Origin of the sequence: Tenacibaculum sp. M341, from assembly GCF_004337695.1 — a bacterium.
In the GTDB taxonomy this organism is placed as follows: domain Bacteria; phylum Bacteroidota; class Bacteroidia; order Flavobacteriales; family Flavobacteriaceae; genus Polaribacter.
In genome coordinates this window covers 385,562-403,599 of the sequence record NZ_SJXJ01000001.1, presented here as the reverse complement: position 1 = coordinate 403,599, position 18,038 = coordinate 385,562, and the positions used below count along the sequence as shown (strand labels likewise).

Below are 18,038 nucleotides of genomic sequence, written 5' to 3'. Positions count from 1 at the left end.
TTGTTTTTAATTATTTAACAGACTGATAAAATTGTAATGCTAACTCTGTAATTTCTTTTTGTTTTGCTATCCCATTAATCCATTCTAAACGTATAGACTCCCAACCATAATACATTCCTGCTAAACCACCATTAATAGCTGCTGTTGTATCAGTATCACCTCCTAAATTTACTGCACTTAAAACAGATTCCGTATAGTTGTTTGAATTCATAAAACACCAGAGTGCACTTTCAATAGATTCTAATACATATCCACCAGAATTAATTTGATTTTCTGATAGTTCATATACTTTATACTTTAAAATTCTATCAAATAAACTTACCTCTTCTGCATTAAAACCATTCAGTACTATAAAATCATTTACAACGTTTTGCATTTTAGCATATGCTGTTATTTTATTTTCTCCTGACAGTAATAAAATTCCAAACTCAACAAAAATAAAGCACGATACTACAGACCTTAAATGGGCATGCGTAATACTAGAAACTTCCTTTATTGTTTGAAATCTGATATTAATATCTTTCTCTTTATACAGAAAAAAGACCAAGGGTAAAATTCTCATTAAAGAACCATTACCATTATTTTCTGGAAAAAACTCACCGCTAAACTTAGCTTTTTCTCCTTCTATAATTCTTCGTAAGCTCCTTCTGGTAGTTCCTCCAATATCAAAAACTTCATCATGAGCACCCCAATATCCTTCTGTATACCATTTTACAAAAGTTTTTCCAATATCTTCAATATCATATTTCTTTGAAAGGCTTTCTGCTGTACAAAACATCATGGAACTATCATCTGAAAAAGTTCCTGCTGGCTGATTCCAACACATAAACGCTAGATAATCATCCACAGGATTTTCTTTAAGATACTCTCTAGACTTAAATTCTACAGGTACGCCTAATGCATCTCCAATAGCTTGTCCAAAAAATGCTTCTTTTATTTTATTTTCTAAATTCATACACTGCCTTTCTAATATTTATGAAATTATTTACTTAAACTCTATAAACTCAGCCGGTACATGATCTGTTAACCAAACTCCATTTTTAGATTGATAAAACTCAAATCCTTTTGCTTGCATATCTCCAGATCGTACGGTTAAAATAATAGGCACTCCTCTTCTACTTCCTACTTTGGTTGCCGTTTGTAAATCTTGACTTAAATGTACATGCTGTCTGTTCATTTTTTTCAATCCGCCTGATTTAATTAAGCTCATAAACTTAGAAACCGTTCCATGGTATAAAAACTCAGGAGGCTGAATAGCTTTAAACTCTAAATCTATTGTTTTTAATGAATGCCCTTGATTAGCTCTAATCATGGTTTCATCTTCATTAAAACTGAATCTTTTTTTATCGTTATTAGCAACAACTTCTCTCAAAACATCAATTGAAAGATTCATGTTTCTTCTTTTCGATTTTGCTATTAATTCATCTATCATTGCCCAACCATTTTTATCTAATTTTAATCCAATTGTTTCTGGTTGATGTCTTAGCAATAGACTTAAAAATTTACTTATTCTTTTTATATTTTTTTCGTTCATTTTCTTTTTGTTTTACAAGGAAATCAATTTCCTCGTTTAATTAATTGTTTTTCCATTTAGAATATCCTTCTCTGTAATACCAATAGGAATTCTATATACTGGAATTTTAATGTTATAATGTTTTATATACTTTTTTATAGCGTTATCTATATCGTTCATATAATAACGAGATGAGAAATGTCCTAAGATTAATTTATCTATGTTAATATTGGCTACCATTTCCATCACTTCTTCTAAAGAACTGTGTTTGTTTTTATCATTTCCTGATGCTAACTCTTCTTTTGTTAAGAAAGTAGCTTCATGAATTAATATTTCTGAATTATCATATTTCGAATAATCAAAAACTGGGGTATCACCAGAATAAGTTAGAATTGTTCTTTTAACTTGTTCATTAATAAAATCATCTCCTTTCTCTTTCTTTAAGTTAATCAAATCTTGCTGTACTAAACTTCTAAATTCAGGTTTTAACTTCTTTTTAGTTTCTGCTACTCGAAACGATAAACTTTTTAATTGATTCGATACATTTATATGCTTATTTTCAAAACAAAACACTTCGTAATTATTCTTTATTTGAACCACTTGCTCATTCTCTAATGGAATCCATTCTGTTCCTGTTGTGTGTGGATCAAATTTTGATGTAAATGTTTCTATAAACGGAAATGATCCTGAATCTTTCGGATAAAATATTTTAGGTTTTCTGTTTGCAAACAATTGATTGTATTGAAAAAGGCCTCCTAAATGATCTCGATCTGCATGTGAAACGAACACATGTTTAATTTTACCACTCTTACCCAAAAGATTTGATGTTACTCCATCGCCAGCATCAAATAACAATCCTAATTCTTCTATAAAGTACCAGGTTGCAAATAATGCCGTTGAATATCCATGTATTGTTAGTTTCATTTTTTATTTCTTTTTTAAATAAATAGTAATTATGATAATCTTCATTGCGAGGCACGAAACAATCTGCTAGTCGATTTATTAGAAATCATATACTATCGTATCAATATCATTTTTTATTAAATTCTCTTTAATAATTGGTTCTATTTTTTCCCATTTACCTCCTGCCAAACCACAACCAATTCTAGGCATATGAACAGAGGCGTTCAATTCTGTTGCTACTTCAGTTAATTTTTCAAGGCACTCGTCAACTGCTTCATATCTTATTGGAACACCATTACTTCCTGTTTTCATGCCTCTTTGCCCAATCATATTACACACATATGTGAACTTATCAACCTGAATAATTTGAATATTTCACAACTCAAAATCATTTTTAGATCTTTCTCTATGCCATTTTCTGTAACTGATTTCTGGCTCTTTCCATCTTTTTGAAACTGCTAAAACAAATCCTTTTCCCCATCCTCCTAAATCATTACAAATGTGAGCTATAATTTTAACTCCTTTTGCTTGAGGAGAAGTAGCATCTCCTTTTATATATTTTATCTCTTTCATTTTTATTTTTTAAACATTATTTACATACATCTTATAATTCTCTTCATCAAAGCATACAAATAATACTTTGTCTAAAACAGGATATTCTTTTACTGTTTGAATAGCTATTTCTGCAGCTATTTCCTTCGGAAAACGATAAATTCCTGTACTTATATTCGGAAAAGCAATTGTTTTTAAACCATGCTCTTTGGCTAATAGCAAACTATTTTTATAACAATTTGCTAATAACTGCTTTTCAATATCATTTCCTTTATTATATACTGGTCCTACTGTATGAATTACCTTTTTTGATGGTAAATTTCCAGCAGTAGTAATAACAACTTCTCCTGTTTTACATTTTCCTTGCCTATTTCTTATTTGTTGACATGCTTCTAAGATCACTTTTCCTCCAGCTTTATGAATTGCACCATCAACTCCACTACCTCCTAACAAACTAGAATTAGCAGCATTTACTATAACATCTACATTAACAGTAGTAATATCGGTTTGTATCACTTCAATTTTCATATATCTTTTCTATGGTAGCTATTAACTCTGTCACTTCAATAGCCTCACTTTTGATATATTTACTTCCTATGTACACTTTCAATACGCTTATTTCTCCTTGAATAGCCTTATTAAATTCAGATAATCTATCTGATGGTACCCACAACTCATCATGAATTTTTCCACCCACATTTTCTATCTCATATTTTTCAAACTCTTCTTCTGTAATATCAAATTGAGTAACAAAACCTAGATAATTTCCAAACTCATCTTTGGTATTCCATTTAGATGCTATTTCAGAAGCATATACTTCATTTAAAACTGGATAAAAAATTGGCTGCCATTTTAGTCTAGGCGGAAATTCTTTGAATCCACTTTCAGCTATTAATTGCAACTCTTTTTCTCCTACAGGTCTAAATAGTGTTATTGTTTTCATTTTCTTTTAATTTTTCTCTTACCTTCATTAAAATTTTACCTAGCTTATTTAAACCAGTTCCATCTTTTCCGTCACCCCAATACGAATCATTTTCTGTATGCTCTATAATTTTTAAGTCAAACGTTTGGAATAAAATTTCTTTTAACTCATTATGTTGATGAAATTTAGCATATACAACATTGTACATCACATTATCTTTAATTTTATCCCAATTACGTTTTAACTTTACTTTTCTCGATCTACCTAACTCAGCAGCTTTCATTGGCGAAGCACTTTTTCTTATTTTTTCTTGATAAGATTTATTATCAAACTTTTGTGCTTGAAAATAATGCTCTGAAGTTGGCCAAGTTTTACCGTTCATTTTTACTGGATATAAGGCGAAGTTTGAAAATTCTCCCCATTTTTGATGTTCGCTATAAAACTTGATCGTTTCCATTCTTAATCTTTATAAAAAATGCTATCATTCCATTGCTCTACTTCATCCATCCAGTTTTTAGGAATACACTCATCTTTTGAATTCATTATAGAAATACCTCCTACAATTGCACATGTAGTATCTCTATCTCCTAATGCCGAAACTGTTTTCCAAAGAGATGTTTCAAAATTATTCATATGATGATAAATACTCCATAAAGCAATAGGTACTGTATCTTGAGCTAGCATTTTAGTTCCGTTACCTAGTGCAGTTACTATTGTATTAATTGTATACGATTTAGGTAATGTTTTTATCTTTTTAATTTTATATTTTAAATCACTCTCTGGTGTATATTCAATTATTGTATCTAACCAAACATCTTTATCTATATTCTTTGTTTCCGTACACAAAGCTGTTGCAATAGCTACACTAATAGCTCCTGCTATGGCTTCATTGTTATAATGTGTTATTTCTGACGACAGCTTAGCTTGCTCTGAGACCTTATCTAAATTATCATAAAAATAAGCTCCAATTAATGCTACTCGCATTGCTCCGCCATTCCCCATAGATCCTGATCCGTTAAAACTAGATTTAGAAATAGACAACCAATCTGTATTCCCTTTCATATCCATCAATTTTCTGTGCATTGAAGGACCGTAACCTCTATGCCTATCTTTCTCATAGTTTTCAGCAAATTTAACCGCTATAAAATCCTGATTTACTTCTCCAAACTCTTCTAACGATTGTAAAATAGGAATCGCCATAATAGTATCATCTGTAAATCTCCATTGTGTTTCTGGAATTGTTTTGTTACTTAGCGCTATTTCTACTTCATCTCTATTTCTAAAAAAACTATCTCCAAAAGCATCTCCAATAGAAATTCCTGTTAAAGATTGTTTTGCCAATGCTATTCTTGTTTTCATTTTTCCATTTTTTGTGCAAATTGATGACTCAATTCTATTATTTCTTCCTTTTTTACTAAAACTTCTTTCCATTTCTCAGGAATTTCATCTATTCCATAATACAATCCTGACAAAGCTCCTGTAACACATGCGGTTGTATCTGTATCTTCACCTAAATTAACAGCTTTTAAAACTGAGTCTGTGTATGAATTTGTGGTTAAAAAACACCAAATACTAGCTTCTAATGTATTTAACACATATCCTGATCCACTGATTTGTTTTTCTTCAAGTGTTCTTAAAGGTTCAATATCATAATCATTAACTTTATTTTCTAATACTCTATGAAACCTATCTATCTCTGCTTGAGAACAAATGGCATTTGAATATAAAAAACCATTCACCGCAGTTATCATATTTTTATAAGCTTCAATTTTATCTATTCCCTTTAACAACTCCAGTAAAAACTCTACATAAATAAAACAACTGATTACAGATCTGATATGCCTGTGTGTAATAGATGATACGTCTTTAACAATAGCAAATCGCTCTTCAATAGGCTTATCTTTTACATAAAAAGCAATCGGGCTAATTCTCATTAACGATCCATTACCATTGTCAAACTCTCCGTCTCCTCCTGCCAACGTAGCTGGTGTTCCCTTTATAAAAGCATGAATTGCCGAGTTGGTTGCAATACCAATGTCAAAAACTTCTCCATGTGCTGTCCATAAAGTATCTGTATACCATTTAGCAAATGTGTTGGCTATATCACTACAACTGTATCCATTACATAAGCTATCTGCCAAGCAAAAAGTTAAAAAACTATCATCACTCCAAGTTCCTTTTGGTTGATGATGCGAACCAAACTCAAGCATATCTGTAACAGGACTATTGTTTAAATAATACCTACTTTTAAATTCTACAGGTACTCCAAGAGCATCTCCAATTGCCAGCCCTAAAAACATTGCTTCTATTTTATTTTTCATAACATATTTTCTTTCTAATTAAACAAACTTTTAAACGGTTCTATAAATTTCTCATTCCTAGAATAAATAGCAAAAACTACTTTTTTAAATTGATTTTTAAACCTACCATTAAAATGTTTATGGAATAGATTTGCTATTTCAATAGGATCGTTTTGAAAAACGCCACAACCCCACGCTCCTAAAATTAAATTTTCATACCCTTGATCTGCACATAATGTCAACATTTTCTCTATTCTGACACTCATAATTTCAGAAACATCTTTTAATAATTCTTTCTCTTTCAATTTAACAACTCCTTTATTTACTGCTGCAGAAGTTATAAAACTACACAAAACAAATTCTTTTAATAAATCACCTTTTTTATTTCTAAAAACTGGCACTTCAGGACTATTAATCATTCCATCAGTATACATACATGATTTCATAGCTCTGTGAGTTTCATAAAAATTATAAGTACTCATTTGACAACCATACAAAGCTGATGAAACTGCTAAACTTTCTTCTTGTGCTAAAGCTCCATTTAAAAAGCCTCCTCCAGGATTTTTTGCTGAAGCAAAATTTAAACACATTAACTTTTCATGTTGCTCATTACTTAGTCTTAAAATTGCACTTATCGAATCTTCACTAGTTACTTCAAAACTCGTCTGATTATTTTGTTTTAACTCTATACTATCTTTTAGAGTCTTTAGCTCTTCTGATTTAAAAAATCGTGATCTATTTATTGCTGAATCAATTTCACTTTTTAAAGATACTTTTTCTCCATTCTCAACGATATAAAAACCATTTTGAATAATTTCTAAAGTCTCTTTTGCTTTTAATTTTCTTGTTGACTTTTTCATCTTATTCTCAATCTTTTATTTACAGTTTCATCTCTACTTATAAATGGTTTTTCCTCAGGAACCATCAAACTCTCCAAATCATTTTGTAATACAAACTGATGTTGTTCATTTACAAATGACGATACATCTTCTATTTCTAAAATATCTTCTTTTGCATATTGTACGATTTCTTCATTTCTAATTCCAAGCTGAATGGCTCTTCTCTCTAATTTCGCACCATATGGATCATGATCTGGATCCCACTGCAAACGAATTGATGAATTTGCTACCGCTTCTTTCCATGCTTCATGACTTTCATATAAATCTGCTTGAAAACTAGAATACACTGCTTGTGATAAATAGCGTTCAAATGCTTCTCTTTTTAAATGAATTGCTAATACAACTTCCTGTCCTTCTTTAGTTCCCCAACCATTACGATACATCATCCATAAGAAATTAGGCTTAATCCAAGTCATTCTTGTATACTTAAACGGACCTCCAAAAAATTGATTTCTTACCGCAAAATTTCCAATTGCTGGTCTGTATGATTGATATACAATTACTTTTTCATCGTCGTACTGTGCCATTATATGATGCCCTTTTTCTGGCCATTCGTTCAACTGTTCTGTATATTTTTTAACTTTTACTTTCATGTTTTCTTTTTTTAAAAGGAGATCTAACTCCTTATTTATGGAATATCATAATGCAGATCTTTCTCATCGTGAGTAAAAAAATATGCATAGTTTGACCTTAATTCATCCCACCCTTTTTCTGTTTTATATTTTTCCTTCATAACATCTTCCCATGCTATCCTCATTTGTCTTGCGCATAAAAGAGGTGGCATTCCACCTATTCCTGTTCCTAAACCTGGTATCGCTACCGTTTTTACTTTATCTTTTATTTTGGTTCCATCTTCAAACTCTCCTTCTTTTAGCAAAGTGAAAATTGCTTTCGTTGCTAAATAAATGTTAGGAGACCTTAATATGGTCATTGGTGTTCGCATAGTTGGCGCAGAAATCAAATACTTAAATTGTTCTTTATCTGTTGATACTATTGCCGCTTGCCCTACTAAAAGTTCACCATAGTATTTCTCTCTCAATAATTTTTGCAACTTTTTTTCAATATGCCATCCTAAGTTTTTCGAAATTGAAAAATCAATTCCTCCATTCATAAACCCAAAACTATTGGCTGGACTCACAATAGCATCGCAAGACAGGTCAAATATTGATTGGTTACTTACAATTACATCATCAATATTATAAAACACTTTACTCCATGCTTCTGTTAATTTTGAATTAATATCTGTAAAATAAAACTTCATATTTCTTCCAATTTAATTTGCGTCACACCATCAACATCTCTAAAACTATCTGTGGTATAAATCTCTTTAAAGTGTTCATTTAATGCTGCTACACCTTTGTTAAAAATACCATGACTAATCGCTAAGTATAAGTCACCTGCATTTTTCTTTTTCAATTCTCCTGCTAACCCCATAAATGTACCGCCGCCATCGCAAATATCATCTACAATTAAGCAATCTTTCCCACCTAAATCTTCTTCATACACTTTAAAACCTTCTAATTTTCCATTTTTTACATTTCTCTTTTTCGAACATTCAATCACAGCAATTCCCCCCAAATATTCCGACACTTTATAAATCTTTTTCAATGCACCTCCGTCAGGAGAAATCAATAACACTTCTTTTCCTATCTTTTGTAATACCTTTTCTATAAAAGTATGGTTCGGTATACTTTTACAATTATTTAATAACGCCGGAGTTACCTCTGAATGCGGATCAAAAACCGTGATACTACTCAATTGTTGATTATTTAATACATCAGCATACACCTTTACCGTTAAAGGTTCGCCAGCCACCATCACACGATCTTGTCTTGCTCCTGGAAAATATGGTAAAAAAACGTGCACATTTTTCACCCCACATCGCTTTACAGCATCAATTGCACAAAGCAGCATTCCAAAATCATTAAAAGAAGTAACTCTTGCTGTTATAGTAACCTCTATAACATTTTCTAAATTACTTTTTAGTTTAATGTGTGGTTCACCTCCTGAAAAAACAAAAGACTCAAAAAGAACCTGTCCTTCTCCTAATGGTTTAAATGATGTATCTAAATTAAAAATCATATTGTGTTATTTTTACGCAAAACTAAGACATAAAAACAATACAACAAAATATTTTGTGTAAAATTTACACTATCTTAATTTCAAAGTGGAAATCTTCGGCGACTAATTGATCGTATTTCTGTTTGTTAAACTTGAAGAGTTTCGCAGGTCTACCGCTGCCTTTCTGTTGAATTTTATCTGTCTCTTCTACAATTCCGAAGCTTAATATTTTTTTTCTAAAGTTTCTTCGATCAATTTGATGTTCTAGTATGGTAGTATATAAGTTTTCTAGATCAGAAAACGGAAATTCTTTATTTAAAAGGTCAAAACCTATTGGCTCATATTGCAATTTTGCTTTTAAACGTTTTTGAGCCATCTCTAAAATTACTTTATGATCAAAAGCTAATGAAGGCAAATCATCCATAGCAAACCATTGTGCTTCATCAGCATCTGTATCTGCTTTTATGGTAAAATGATTAGGTCTAACCAAACCAAAATAACTTACTGACACTACTCTATTTCTAGGATCTCGTTTAGGAGCCCCAAAACTATATAATTGCTCTAAATAATCTATGGTAACACCAGTTTCTTCTTTAAGCTCTCTAGTTACTGCAGACTCTAAAGATTCATCATCTAATACTAATCCTCCTGGTAAAGCCCAAGAATCTTTAAAAGGTTCAACACCTCTTTTAATTAATAAAACAGATAATTTTTTAGATTCGTAACCAAATACAACTGCATCTACAGCTACTTTTATATTTTGAATTGCTGGCATATTTTGTGTTTAGACCACACAAAATTACAAAGTTTCCCTTTAAAACACATCACTCAATAGGTATTTTGTACTCGTATTTCTTCAATTTATGATAGATTTAATTAAATTCTGAAATTGATTATAAAAACTAAGAACTTTCATAAATCTGTGCCATGTAAATTAGTATTTTCGCGACATTAAAATTAATGCTGATTATGATTACTGTAGATCAATTACGTGTAGAGTTTAGTGGTAACACCTTATTTAGCGATGTTTCATTTGTAATTAATGAAAATGATAAGATTGCTTTAATGGGAAAAAATGGAGCAGGAAAATCTACCATGATGAAGATTATTGCAGGAGTTTCTTCTCCTACAAAAGGAGCGGTACGTTGCCCAAAAGATACAGTAATTGCCTATTTACCGCAGCATTTATTAATGGAAGATAATTGCACTGTTAAAGAAGAAGCATCCAAAGCTTTTCAAGGTATTTTTGATATGAAAGCAGAAATGGATGATTTAAATAAGCAATTAGAAACTCGTACCGATTACGAATCGGAAGCTTACATGAAAATCATAGAGCGTGTATCTGATTTAGGTGAAAAATACTACGCCCTAGAAGAGATTAATTACGAAGCTGAGGTTGAAAAAGCTTTAAAAGGACTAGGTTTTAAACAAGATGATTTAGATAGAGCTACTTCTGAATTTAGTGGTGGATGGCGTATGCGTATAGAATTAGCTAAAATATTACTTCAGAAACCTGACTTAATTTTATTAGATGAGCCTACCAACCACGTAGATATTGAATCTGTTATTTGGCTAGAGAATTTCTTATTAAATAAAGCAAAAGCTGTAGTAGTAATTTCTCACGATAAAGCTTTTATTGATAATATCACCAATCGTACCATAGAAGTGACTATGGGAACTATTCATGATTACAAAGCTAATTATTCTCATTATTTAGAATTACGTAAAGAACGTAGAGCTCACCAATTAAAAGCTTACGAAGAACAACAAAAATTTATAGCTGATACCAAAGCTTTTATAGAACGTTTTAAAGGAACTTATTCCAAAACGAATCAAGTAGCTTCTAGAGAACGTATGCTTGAAAAATTAGTTCCTATAGAAATTGATGAAGTAGATACTTCTGCTCTAAAACTTCGCTTCCCTCCTTCTCCTAGATCTGGAGATTATCCTGTTAAAGTTGAAGGCTTAACTAAAAGTTATGGCGACTTAACTGTTTTTAAAGATGCTAGTTTTTCTATTGCAAGAGGTGAAAAAGTATCATTTGTTGGTAGAAACGGTGAAGGAAAATCTACCATGATTAAGGCAATTATGGGAGAAATTGATTTTGAAGGTGAATGTGGTTTGGGGCACAATGCTAAAGTTGGATATTTTGCTCAAAATCAAGCTTCTTTACTAGATCCTGAGTTGACAATTTTTCAAACTGTTGATGAGGTTGCTGAAGGTGATATTCGTACACAAATAAAGAATATTTTAGGTAGATTTATGTTTAGTGGCGATGATTTAGAAAAGAAAGTTAAAGTATTGTCTGGGGGTGAAAGAACTCGTTTAGCAATGGTTAAACTATTACTAGAACCAGTAAACTTATTGATCTTAGATGAGCCAACGAATCACTTAGATTTGAAATCGAAAGATGTAATTAAAGAAGCTTTACTTAATTATGACGGAACTTTAATTTTAGTTTCTCACGATAGAGATTTTCTTCAAGGTTTATCTGAAAAAGTATTTGAGTTTAAAGATAAGCGTGTAATTGAACATTTTGAAACTATTGACGCATTTTTAGAACGAAATAATATAAATGCCTTAAAAGAGATTGATTTGTAAAATATTTTGTTTTTACTATGATTTCTCCAGGTTTTATTAAAATCATTGAGTCTACTGATTTTATTCAATCACAAATTTTAGTTAAAATAGCACATATTGAAAATGGCATTCCGCCAGAAACAAAATTATATGATACTTTTACCAATGAATATTGGATTGTAAAAAAGCGAGTTCATACGAGTCTTTTAATACAGAATAATGCTGAAAAGTTTTTCGATTGTGAAACTCAATCCATACACATAGACAATCATTTTGTTTCTCTAAAAGAAAAAGAAGTCAATCTAAAAAAAGATGTAGAAAGAAGTCAAAAAGGAATTTATTTTTACATACTTCAATATTCAAACAAAAAACTACAAAAGAAACAGATTAAAGGGAATTTTCTTAGAATAGAAACTCCTTTATAATAGTTTTAAACTCAGAAAAACATTATAAAATAATTACAGTATTTGTAGTGTTTTTTGCAATAAACGTAGTTTTTAACTCTGTAAAGACAACTAATAAAACCCAAAAAAGAAGCTAATACATTTAATATTGTCTAAAACACCAAAAAAATAATTAATACGAATCATTTTTTTAAAAGGTCTTGATCGAAACAAGTTTCGATCAAGACCTTTTTTTAATTTCATCAAGATCTTTTTTCAAAAAAAAACAACTAATCACTTAAACATTATGCGTAAAAAAACCCTTAAACCAAAAGGTTAAAGGGTTGAATATTTCGCTTACTAAAAAAGTAGTATGTATAATTTCTCTATTGTTTTGTTAAGTATAATTATCTACAGCGAATTCTTGCTTTCTAATTAAACATGAATTGCTCTGTTTTGAATTGTTTTTAAATTTTGTATTCATAGCCTCGTTTTTTATCAAAACAATGCTAAATCTTTTTTTACATGAATCAAAATCAATTTTCAATAATAGAAAGTTTATTTACAACTATTGTAAGTTTTTTTCTATTTATTGAAAAACATCCATTAACTATTCTATTAATTAGAAAAATTGATCATCATATGTCTTTATTTTTATACTTCAACAATAATAATTTAAAGTGTAAACATTGAAGTTTTGAAAGTAAAAGACCAATTAAAATAACATTAAATAATCTAAAAAATCCAATTTCATTTTTCTATTTTTGTCGTTTCAACACAACAAAAAACAATGAGTTTAACAACATTAAACGCAATCTCACCTATAGACGGTAGATACCGAAATAAAGTAGCTCAATTAGCAGATTACTTTTCTGAAGAAGCATTAATTAAATATAGAGTTAAAGTTGAAATTGAGTATTTCATTGCTTTATGTGAAATTCCATTACCTCAATTAGAAGGTATTGATAAAGGATTATATGAAGACTTGAGAAAAATCTATATTGATTTTACTGCGGAAGATGCTCAAAAGATTAAAGACATTGAAAGTGTAACTAATCATGATGTAAAAGCTGTTGAGTATTTTATTAAAGAAAAATTTGACACTTTACAATTATCTCAATACAAAGAGTTTATTCATTTTGGATTGACTTCTCAAGATATTAACAATACTGCTATTCCTCTTTCTATTAAAGACGCTATTGAAGAAGTTTATTTTCCTACATTAGATAGTTTAACTTCAAGATTAGCTGAATTATGTGAAGAATGGGAAAATGTTCCAATGTTAGCTCGTACTCACGGACAACCAGCTTCTCCTACTCGTTTAGGTAAAGAGTTATTTGTTTTTGTTGAGCGTATCAATCAGCAAGTATTATTTTTACAACATATACCAAATGCAGCTAAATTTGGTGGAGCTACAGGAAACTATAACGCTCACAAAGTTGCATATCCATCTATAGATTGGAAATCTTTTGGTACTTCTTTTGTAGAAGAGGTTTTAGATTTACACCATTCTTTTCCAACTACTCAAATAGAACATTATGACCACATGGCAAGCTTGTTTGATGCCATGAAAAGAATCAATACTATTTTAATTGACTTAGATAGAGATATTTGGACATATGTTTCTATGGATTACTTTAAGCAAAAAATTAAAAAAGGTGAAGTTGGTTCATCAGCTATGCCACACAAAGTAAATCCGATTGATTTTGAAAACTCTGAAGGTAATTTAGGTATTGCAAATGCTATTTTAGAACATTTAGCTGCTAAACTTCCAGTTTCTCGTTTACAACGTGATTTAACTGATAGTACTGTTTTAAGAAACGTTGGTGTACCTTTCGGACATACATTAATTGCATTTAAATCTACCTTAAAAGGTTTAAACAAATTATTGTTAAACAAAGAAAAATTTGAGGAAGATTTAGAGAATAATTGGGCAGTTGCTGCAGAAGCTATTCAAACAATTCTACGTAGAGAAGCTTATCCTAATCCATACGAAGCTTTAAAAGGGTTAACTCGTACCAACGAAAAAATTACCCAAAAATCAATTGCAGATTTTATTGACACATTAGAAGTATCTGATGCTATTAAAAATGAGTTAAAGCAAATTACACCTTCAAATTATACAGGTATTTAATGAAATATATCGCATATATATCAATATTAGTAATGTTCATCGTTTCTTGTGATACAAAACCCACAGGAAACGCTGAGCGTTTTAAATACGGAACTTTTGAAATTCCTGCTGGAGAGGGATACTCTAAAACAACTATTATTAGAAAAGATAGTTTACAAATTGAGTATTACACAAAAAAAGTAACAATTTCTACAGATAGTACCGTATCAGAGAAAGAAATTAAACGAGTAGATACTTTATTAATTGGTTGGAAAAATAATTTCGCATATACACTGCGAATGAAAAATCCAAGAACAGATTTAGATAAAGATCCAATTTTTGTTCAAATAACAAAAGTTAGAGACTCTTCTTACGATTTCAAATCAAGAATAGGCTATTCAAAATTTACTACTCCAGGAACCGTTTACATAAGTAAGTAATTATTTTTCAGTTTCCTTTTATGAAATACATTACTGCTATTGTATGTATATTATTTGTGCTAGTCTCATGTAATTTGAGTACAAAAGATAGTTCTGAACGTTTTAAATACGGAACTTTTGAATATTCTCCTGGTAAAGGCTATAAGAAAACTATTATTATTAGAAAAGATAGCTTACAAATAGAATACAACACTAAAACAGTTACAATTTCAACAGATAGTACTGTTGTTGAAAAAGAAATTCAAACCATAGATACAGTATTCATCAAATGGAAAAATAATTTTTCATATAACTTGCGAATAAAGAATCCTAAAACTGATTTTGAAAAAGAGCTTATTAATGTTCAAATAACCAAAGTAAGAGATTCATCTTACGATTTTAAATTAAAAAGAGGATATTCTAAATTTACTTCAAAAGGAACGCTTTACATCAGTAAATAATTATTACTGATTCTTTAATTTTCTTAAAAATTTCATAAAAATCAACTATTTAAATTGGTTTTTAATAATAATTCTATTTAATTTGCGAGCTGAATGGAGTTTTTGAAGAGATATCTATATATTATCGTGCTTACATTATTACTGATGCCTTCAGTAATTAAGCTAACGCACCACTGTTGTGACGTTGCTTCACTTGCTCACCATTGTGATGATCATCATCATCAAAAGAAAGAGATATCTACTTCTAAGAAAGATCTTAGTTTTCATGAATTAGAAATAGATTGTGACATTTGCTCTTTTCACCTTCATAATTTTGCTTCAACTGAAATTCAGCATATTGTTTTAGTTTTTTCTGAAAAAATTGACGCTTATGCTAATTTCTACTGTTCATTTAGTCTAGATTTAAACTTACTATTCCAACTTAGAGCTCCTCCATCTTTAGTCTAGATTAATTAAACAACACTTTAATTTACACTAAATTACCATAATGAACTTAAGAATTAAACTTTTGATTCTATTCGTGGGCATTAATATAGCTTCATTAATAGGTCAAAACTGTAATTATACCTTTTCAGGTCTTGTAGAGGACTTTCATGATAAGTCACCACTAGTTAATGCAACTATTTATATAAAGAATTTAAATAAGTATACGACTAGTGATTTTGATGGAAAGTTTAAAATTCCAAATCTTTGTGAAGGAAAATTAATCGTTGAGATTTCACATTTAAGTTGTGATACACAAACTTTAGAACTAACATTAAAAAAAGATTTATACAAAATAATAGATCTAGAGCATCATGTTGAAGAGTTAGATGAAGTTCGTGTAAATTCACAAACAAAAATTGAAAAAACAAGCATTGAGAAATCAGTAAAACAAGAAGTTGTAGAAAGTTTTACTGATAAATCTCTAGGTGATGCTTTGAATACTGTAAGTGGTGTTTCTTCTTTAAATACAGGAAATACCATTGTAAAACCTATGATTCATGGCTTACACAGTAGTAGATTACTAATTATCAATAACAATGTCCGTTTATTTGATCAAGATTGGGGAGATGAACATGCACCTAATGTTGATATTAATGCTGCCAATACTTTGCATGTTGTAAAAGGAGCAAATACACTTAGATATGGTAGTGATGCTATTGGAGGTCTTGTAATTTTAAAGCCTAAAAAATACGCCGTTAAAGATAGTTTATTTGGTAGCTCTATTTTATCATTAAATACGAATGGTAGAGGTGGTAATTTCAACTCTGAAATTGTTAATACTTACAAATCTGGTTATTATTTGAGACTACAAACTAGTTTTAAAAGATTCGGTGATTTTAAAGCTCCTGATTATTATTTAACGAATACAGGACTAAGAAACATAAATTCTTCTGCTAGATTTGGATACAATAGCTTTACAAGAGGATTTGATGTGTTCTATAGTTTTGTAGATAATGAATTTGGTATTTTACAATCTTCACATATTGGAAATGTAAACGATTTAGTAGCGTCTATAAATAATAGACAACCGAGAGTTATCGATGACTTTTCATATGATATTAATACACCTAAACAAGCTATTAGACATTATTTAGGGAAAGTTGAAGCATATCAACGTTTTAAAAACTTTGGTAAATTAACAGCGCAATATGATTTTCAAGTAAACAGACGTAAAGAGTTTGATACTAGAGTTGGAAGTTTTAAAAATGTTCCTGTAATTGATTTACGTTTGTTTACCACAAGTTTACAACCTAACTTAAAAATTGATTTCTTAGATGATTTTGAATTTAACACAGGTATTTTAGCTAGATTTCAAGAAAACGACGCTATTGGTGGTACTGGAACTAATCCAATAATTCCAGATTATGAAAAATATGATTTTGGAACTTACTTTACAGCAAATTATCAGCCTGATGCTACAACAGATATTAGTGCTGGTGTTCGTTATGATTACTCTTACATAAAAGCCGAAAAACGATATAGAGTAAATGACTGGTTTGAAGTTTATAATTATGATGAATTATTTCCTGAGTTTGATACTGGTATCATTAGAAGCTCTCGAACTTTAACCAGACCGGAATTTACTTTTCATTCTGTTTCTGCAAATGCTGGTTTATCAAAACGATTTGACAATGACTTTAATTTACTAGTAAATTATGGTTTGGCAACACGTGTGCCAAATCCCTCTGAATTATTTAGCGATGGATTGCATCATAGTACAGCGCGTATAGAAGTTGGTTTTTTAACTATGGAACAAGAAGTAGCCAATAAATTTTCTATCTCATTTGAGAGAAATAATGAAAATTTTGGTTTTTCAATTAGTCCATATTACAATTCTATTAACGGTTTTATTCAACTTATTCCTGTTGATACCGTTACAACCATTAGAGGTGCATTTCCTATTTGGCATTACAACCAAGTAGATGCTCGAATTTTTGGAATTGATATTGATATTAATAAAAAAATTAACGCCCAACTAAATTACCAAGGAAATATTAGTTTGTTACAAGGAGATAATTTGACAGAAAATATACCCTTAATTCATATGCCAGGTACCAATTTTACAAATAGTATAGCTTACACTAATAAAGATTTTCACAATTTATCTGTAGGCTTAAAAAGCAAAACTGTTTTGCAACAAAATAGATATCCTGATTATAACTTTTTTACTTTTAATCCAATTATTCAAGAAGATGTTTTTGTAGATATAAGCTCTACTCCTGCTAGTTACTCTTTATTCGACTTTAATAGTTCAATAACTTTTAAAGCTTTTAAAAAAGGAAGTGTTAGGTTTGAACTAAACGTAGAGAACATTTTCAATACGTCCTACAGAGACTACTTAAACAGACAACGATATTATACTGATGATATTGGCAGAAATATTAACCTTAAAATTAAATTTAATTATTAATTAAACACAATTATGAATACTCTAAAATTAACAAAA

Annotated in this window: 22 protein-coding genes; 7 read left to right on the top strand and 15 right to left on the bottom strand. The window is 30.1% G+C overall.

Going from position 1 to position 18,038, the window contains the following annotated elements:
• Window positions 1–10: 10 nt before the first annotated feature.
• The 15 genes from EYW44_RS01705 to EYW44_RS01640 form a co-directional block, all read right to left on the bottom strand.
• Window positions 11–955: an ADP-ribosylglycohydrolase family protein gene (locus EYW44_RS01705; RefSeq protein ID WP_132721763.1), complete on the bottom strand. Its 945-nt coding sequence runs from the start codon at window positions 953–955 to the stop codon at window positions 11–13.
• Window positions 956–985: 30 nt separating this feature from the next.
• Window positions 986–1,534 (bottom strand): RNA 2'-phosphotransferase, encoded by a 549-nt coding sequence (locus EYW44_RS01700; RefSeq protein ID WP_132721761.1) that lies wholly within the window; start codon window positions 1,532–1,534, stop codon window positions 986–988.
• 36 nt (window positions 1,535–1,570) lie between these two features.
• On the bottom strand, window positions 1,571–2,437 hold the full coding sequence (locus EYW44_RS01695) for an MBL fold metallo-hydrolase (RefSeq protein WP_132721759.1): 867 nt from the start codon (window positions 2,435–2,437) through the stop codon (window positions 1,571–1,573).
• Window positions 2,438–2,515: 78 nt separating this feature from the next.
• On the bottom strand, window positions 2,516–2,755 hold the full coding sequence (locus tag EYW44_RS22755; protein WP_367180336.1) for a hypothetical protein: 240 nt from the start codon (window positions 2,753–2,755) through the stop codon (window positions 2,516–2,518).
• A 36-nt stretch (window positions 2,756–2,791) separates the two neighbouring features.
• Entirely contained in the window at window positions 2,792–2,989 is a 198-nt protein-coding gene (locus EYW44_RS22750; protein WP_306766628.1) for a hypothetical protein, read from the bottom strand.
• Window positions 2,990–2,998: 9 nt separating this feature from the next.
• The gene (locus tag EYW44_RS01685; protein ID WP_132721757.1) at window positions 2,999–3,496 is read right to left on the bottom strand and encodes an O-acetyl-ADP-ribose deacetylase; all 498 of its coding nucleotides are present in this window, start codon (window positions 3,494–3,496) and stop codon (window positions 2,999–3,001) included.
• Window positions 3,486–3,911 (bottom strand): ADP-ribosylation/crystallin J1, encoded by a 426-nt coding sequence (locus EYW44_RS01680; RefSeq protein WP_132721755.1) that lies wholly within the window; start codon window positions 3,909–3,911, stop codon window positions 3,486–3,488. Before EYW44_RS01680 ends, EYW44_RS01685 begins: the two co-directional genes overlap by 11 nt.
• Window positions 3,889–4,347, bottom strand: coding sequence for an NADAR family protein (locus tag EYW44_RS01675; RefSeq protein ID WP_132721753.1), 459 nt, complete (start codon window positions 4,345–4,347; stop codon window positions 3,889–3,891). Before EYW44_RS01675 ends, EYW44_RS01680 begins: the two co-directional genes overlap by 23 nt.
• A 2-nt stretch (window positions 4,348–4,349) precedes the next feature.
• Entirely contained in the window at window positions 4,350–5,249 is a 900-nt protein-coding gene (locus tag EYW44_RS01670; RefSeq protein WP_165872134.1) for an ADP-ribosylglycohydrolase family protein, read from the bottom strand.
• Complete coding sequence (locus tag EYW44_RS01665) at window positions 5,246–6,211, bottom strand: ADP-ribosylglycohydrolase family protein (protein WP_132721749.1); 966 nt, start codon at window positions 6,209–6,211, stop codon at window positions 5,246–5,248. The genes EYW44_RS01670 and EYW44_RS01665 overlap by 4 nt, the downstream gene beginning before the upstream one ends.
• A 14-nt stretch (window positions 6,212–6,225) precedes the next feature.
• Window positions 6,226–7,050, bottom strand: coding sequence for a TIGR02452 family protein (locus EYW44_RS01660; RefSeq protein ID WP_132721747.1), 825 nt, complete (start codon window positions 7,048–7,050; stop codon window positions 6,226–6,228).
• On the bottom strand, window positions 7,047–7,682 hold the full coding sequence (locus tag EYW44_RS01655; RefSeq protein WP_132721745.1) for a DUF4291 domain-containing protein: 636 nt from the start codon (window positions 7,680–7,682) through the stop codon (window positions 7,047–7,049). The genes EYW44_RS01660 and EYW44_RS01655 overlap by 4 nt, the downstream gene beginning before the upstream one ends.
• A 35-nt stretch (window positions 7,683–7,717) precedes the next feature.
• Window positions 7,718–8,350, bottom strand: coding sequence for a macro domain-containing protein (locus EYW44_RS01650; RefSeq protein WP_132721743.1), 633 nt, complete (start codon window positions 8,348–8,350; stop codon window positions 7,718–7,720).
• Window positions 8,347–9,171 carry a ribose-phosphate diphosphokinase gene (gene prs, locus EYW44_RS01645; RefSeq protein ID WP_132721741.1) on the bottom strand — a complete coding sequence of 275 codons (825 nt, stop codon included), beginning with the start codon at window positions 9,169–9,171 and terminating at the stop codon, window positions 8,347–8,349. Before prs ends, EYW44_RS01650 begins: the two co-directional genes overlap by 4 nt.
• A gap of 64 nt (window positions 9,172–9,235) precedes the next feature.
• Window positions 9,236–9,925 carry an NUDIX hydrolase gene (locus EYW44_RS01640; RefSeq protein ID WP_132721739.1) on the bottom strand — a complete coding sequence of 230 codons (690 nt, stop codon included), beginning with the start codon at window positions 9,923–9,925 and terminating at the stop codon, window positions 9,236–9,238.
• A 194-nt stretch (window positions 9,926–10,119) separates the two neighbouring features.
• Between EYW44_RS01640 and EYW44_RS01635 the strand changes: the two genes are divergently transcribed.
• From EYW44_RS01635 to EYW44_RS01605, 7 genes are all read left to right on the top strand, one after another.
• Complete coding sequence (locus EYW44_RS01635; protein ID WP_132721737.1) at window positions 10,120–11,751, top strand: ABC-F family ATP-binding cassette domain-containing protein; 1,632 nt, start codon at window positions 10,120–10,122, stop codon at window positions 11,749–11,751.
• 17 nt (window positions 11,752–11,768) lie between these two features.
• Entirely contained in the window at window positions 11,769–12,155 is a 387-nt protein-coding gene (locus tag EYW44_RS01630; RefSeq protein ID WP_132721735.1) for a hypothetical protein, read from the top strand.
• A 748-nt stretch (window positions 12,156–12,903) separates the two neighbouring features.
• Complete coding sequence (purB, locus tag EYW44_RS01625; protein WP_132721733.1) at window positions 12,904–14,247, top strand: adenylosuccinate lyase; 1,344 nt, start codon at window positions 12,904–12,906, stop codon at window positions 14,245–14,247.
• A complete protein-coding gene (locus EYW44_RS01620) occupies window positions 14,247–14,666 on the top strand; it encodes a hypothetical protein (protein WP_132721731.1) in 420 nt (139 codons plus the stop codon). Before purB ends, EYW44_RS01620 begins: the two co-directional genes overlap by 1 nt.
• Window positions 14,667–14,686: 20 nt before the next feature.
• Window positions 14,687–15,106, top strand: coding sequence for a hypothetical protein (locus tag EYW44_RS01615; protein ID WP_132721729.1), 420 nt, complete (start codon window positions 14,687–14,689; stop codon window positions 15,104–15,106).
• A 144-nt stretch (window positions 15,107–15,250) separates the two neighbouring features.
• Window positions 15,251–15,553: a hypothetical protein gene (locus tag EYW44_RS01610; protein WP_132721727.1), complete on the top strand. Its 303-nt coding sequence runs from the start codon at window positions 15,251–15,253 to the stop codon at window positions 15,551–15,553.
• A gap of 73 nt (window positions 15,554–15,626) precedes the next feature.
• Window positions 15,627–18,002 carry a TonB-dependent receptor gene (locus tag EYW44_RS01605; protein ID WP_243643588.1) on the top strand — a complete coding sequence of 792 codons (2,376 nt, stop codon included), beginning with the start codon at window positions 15,627–15,629 and terminating at the stop codon, window positions 18,000–18,002.
• Window positions 18,003–18,038: the final 36 nt, after the last annotated feature.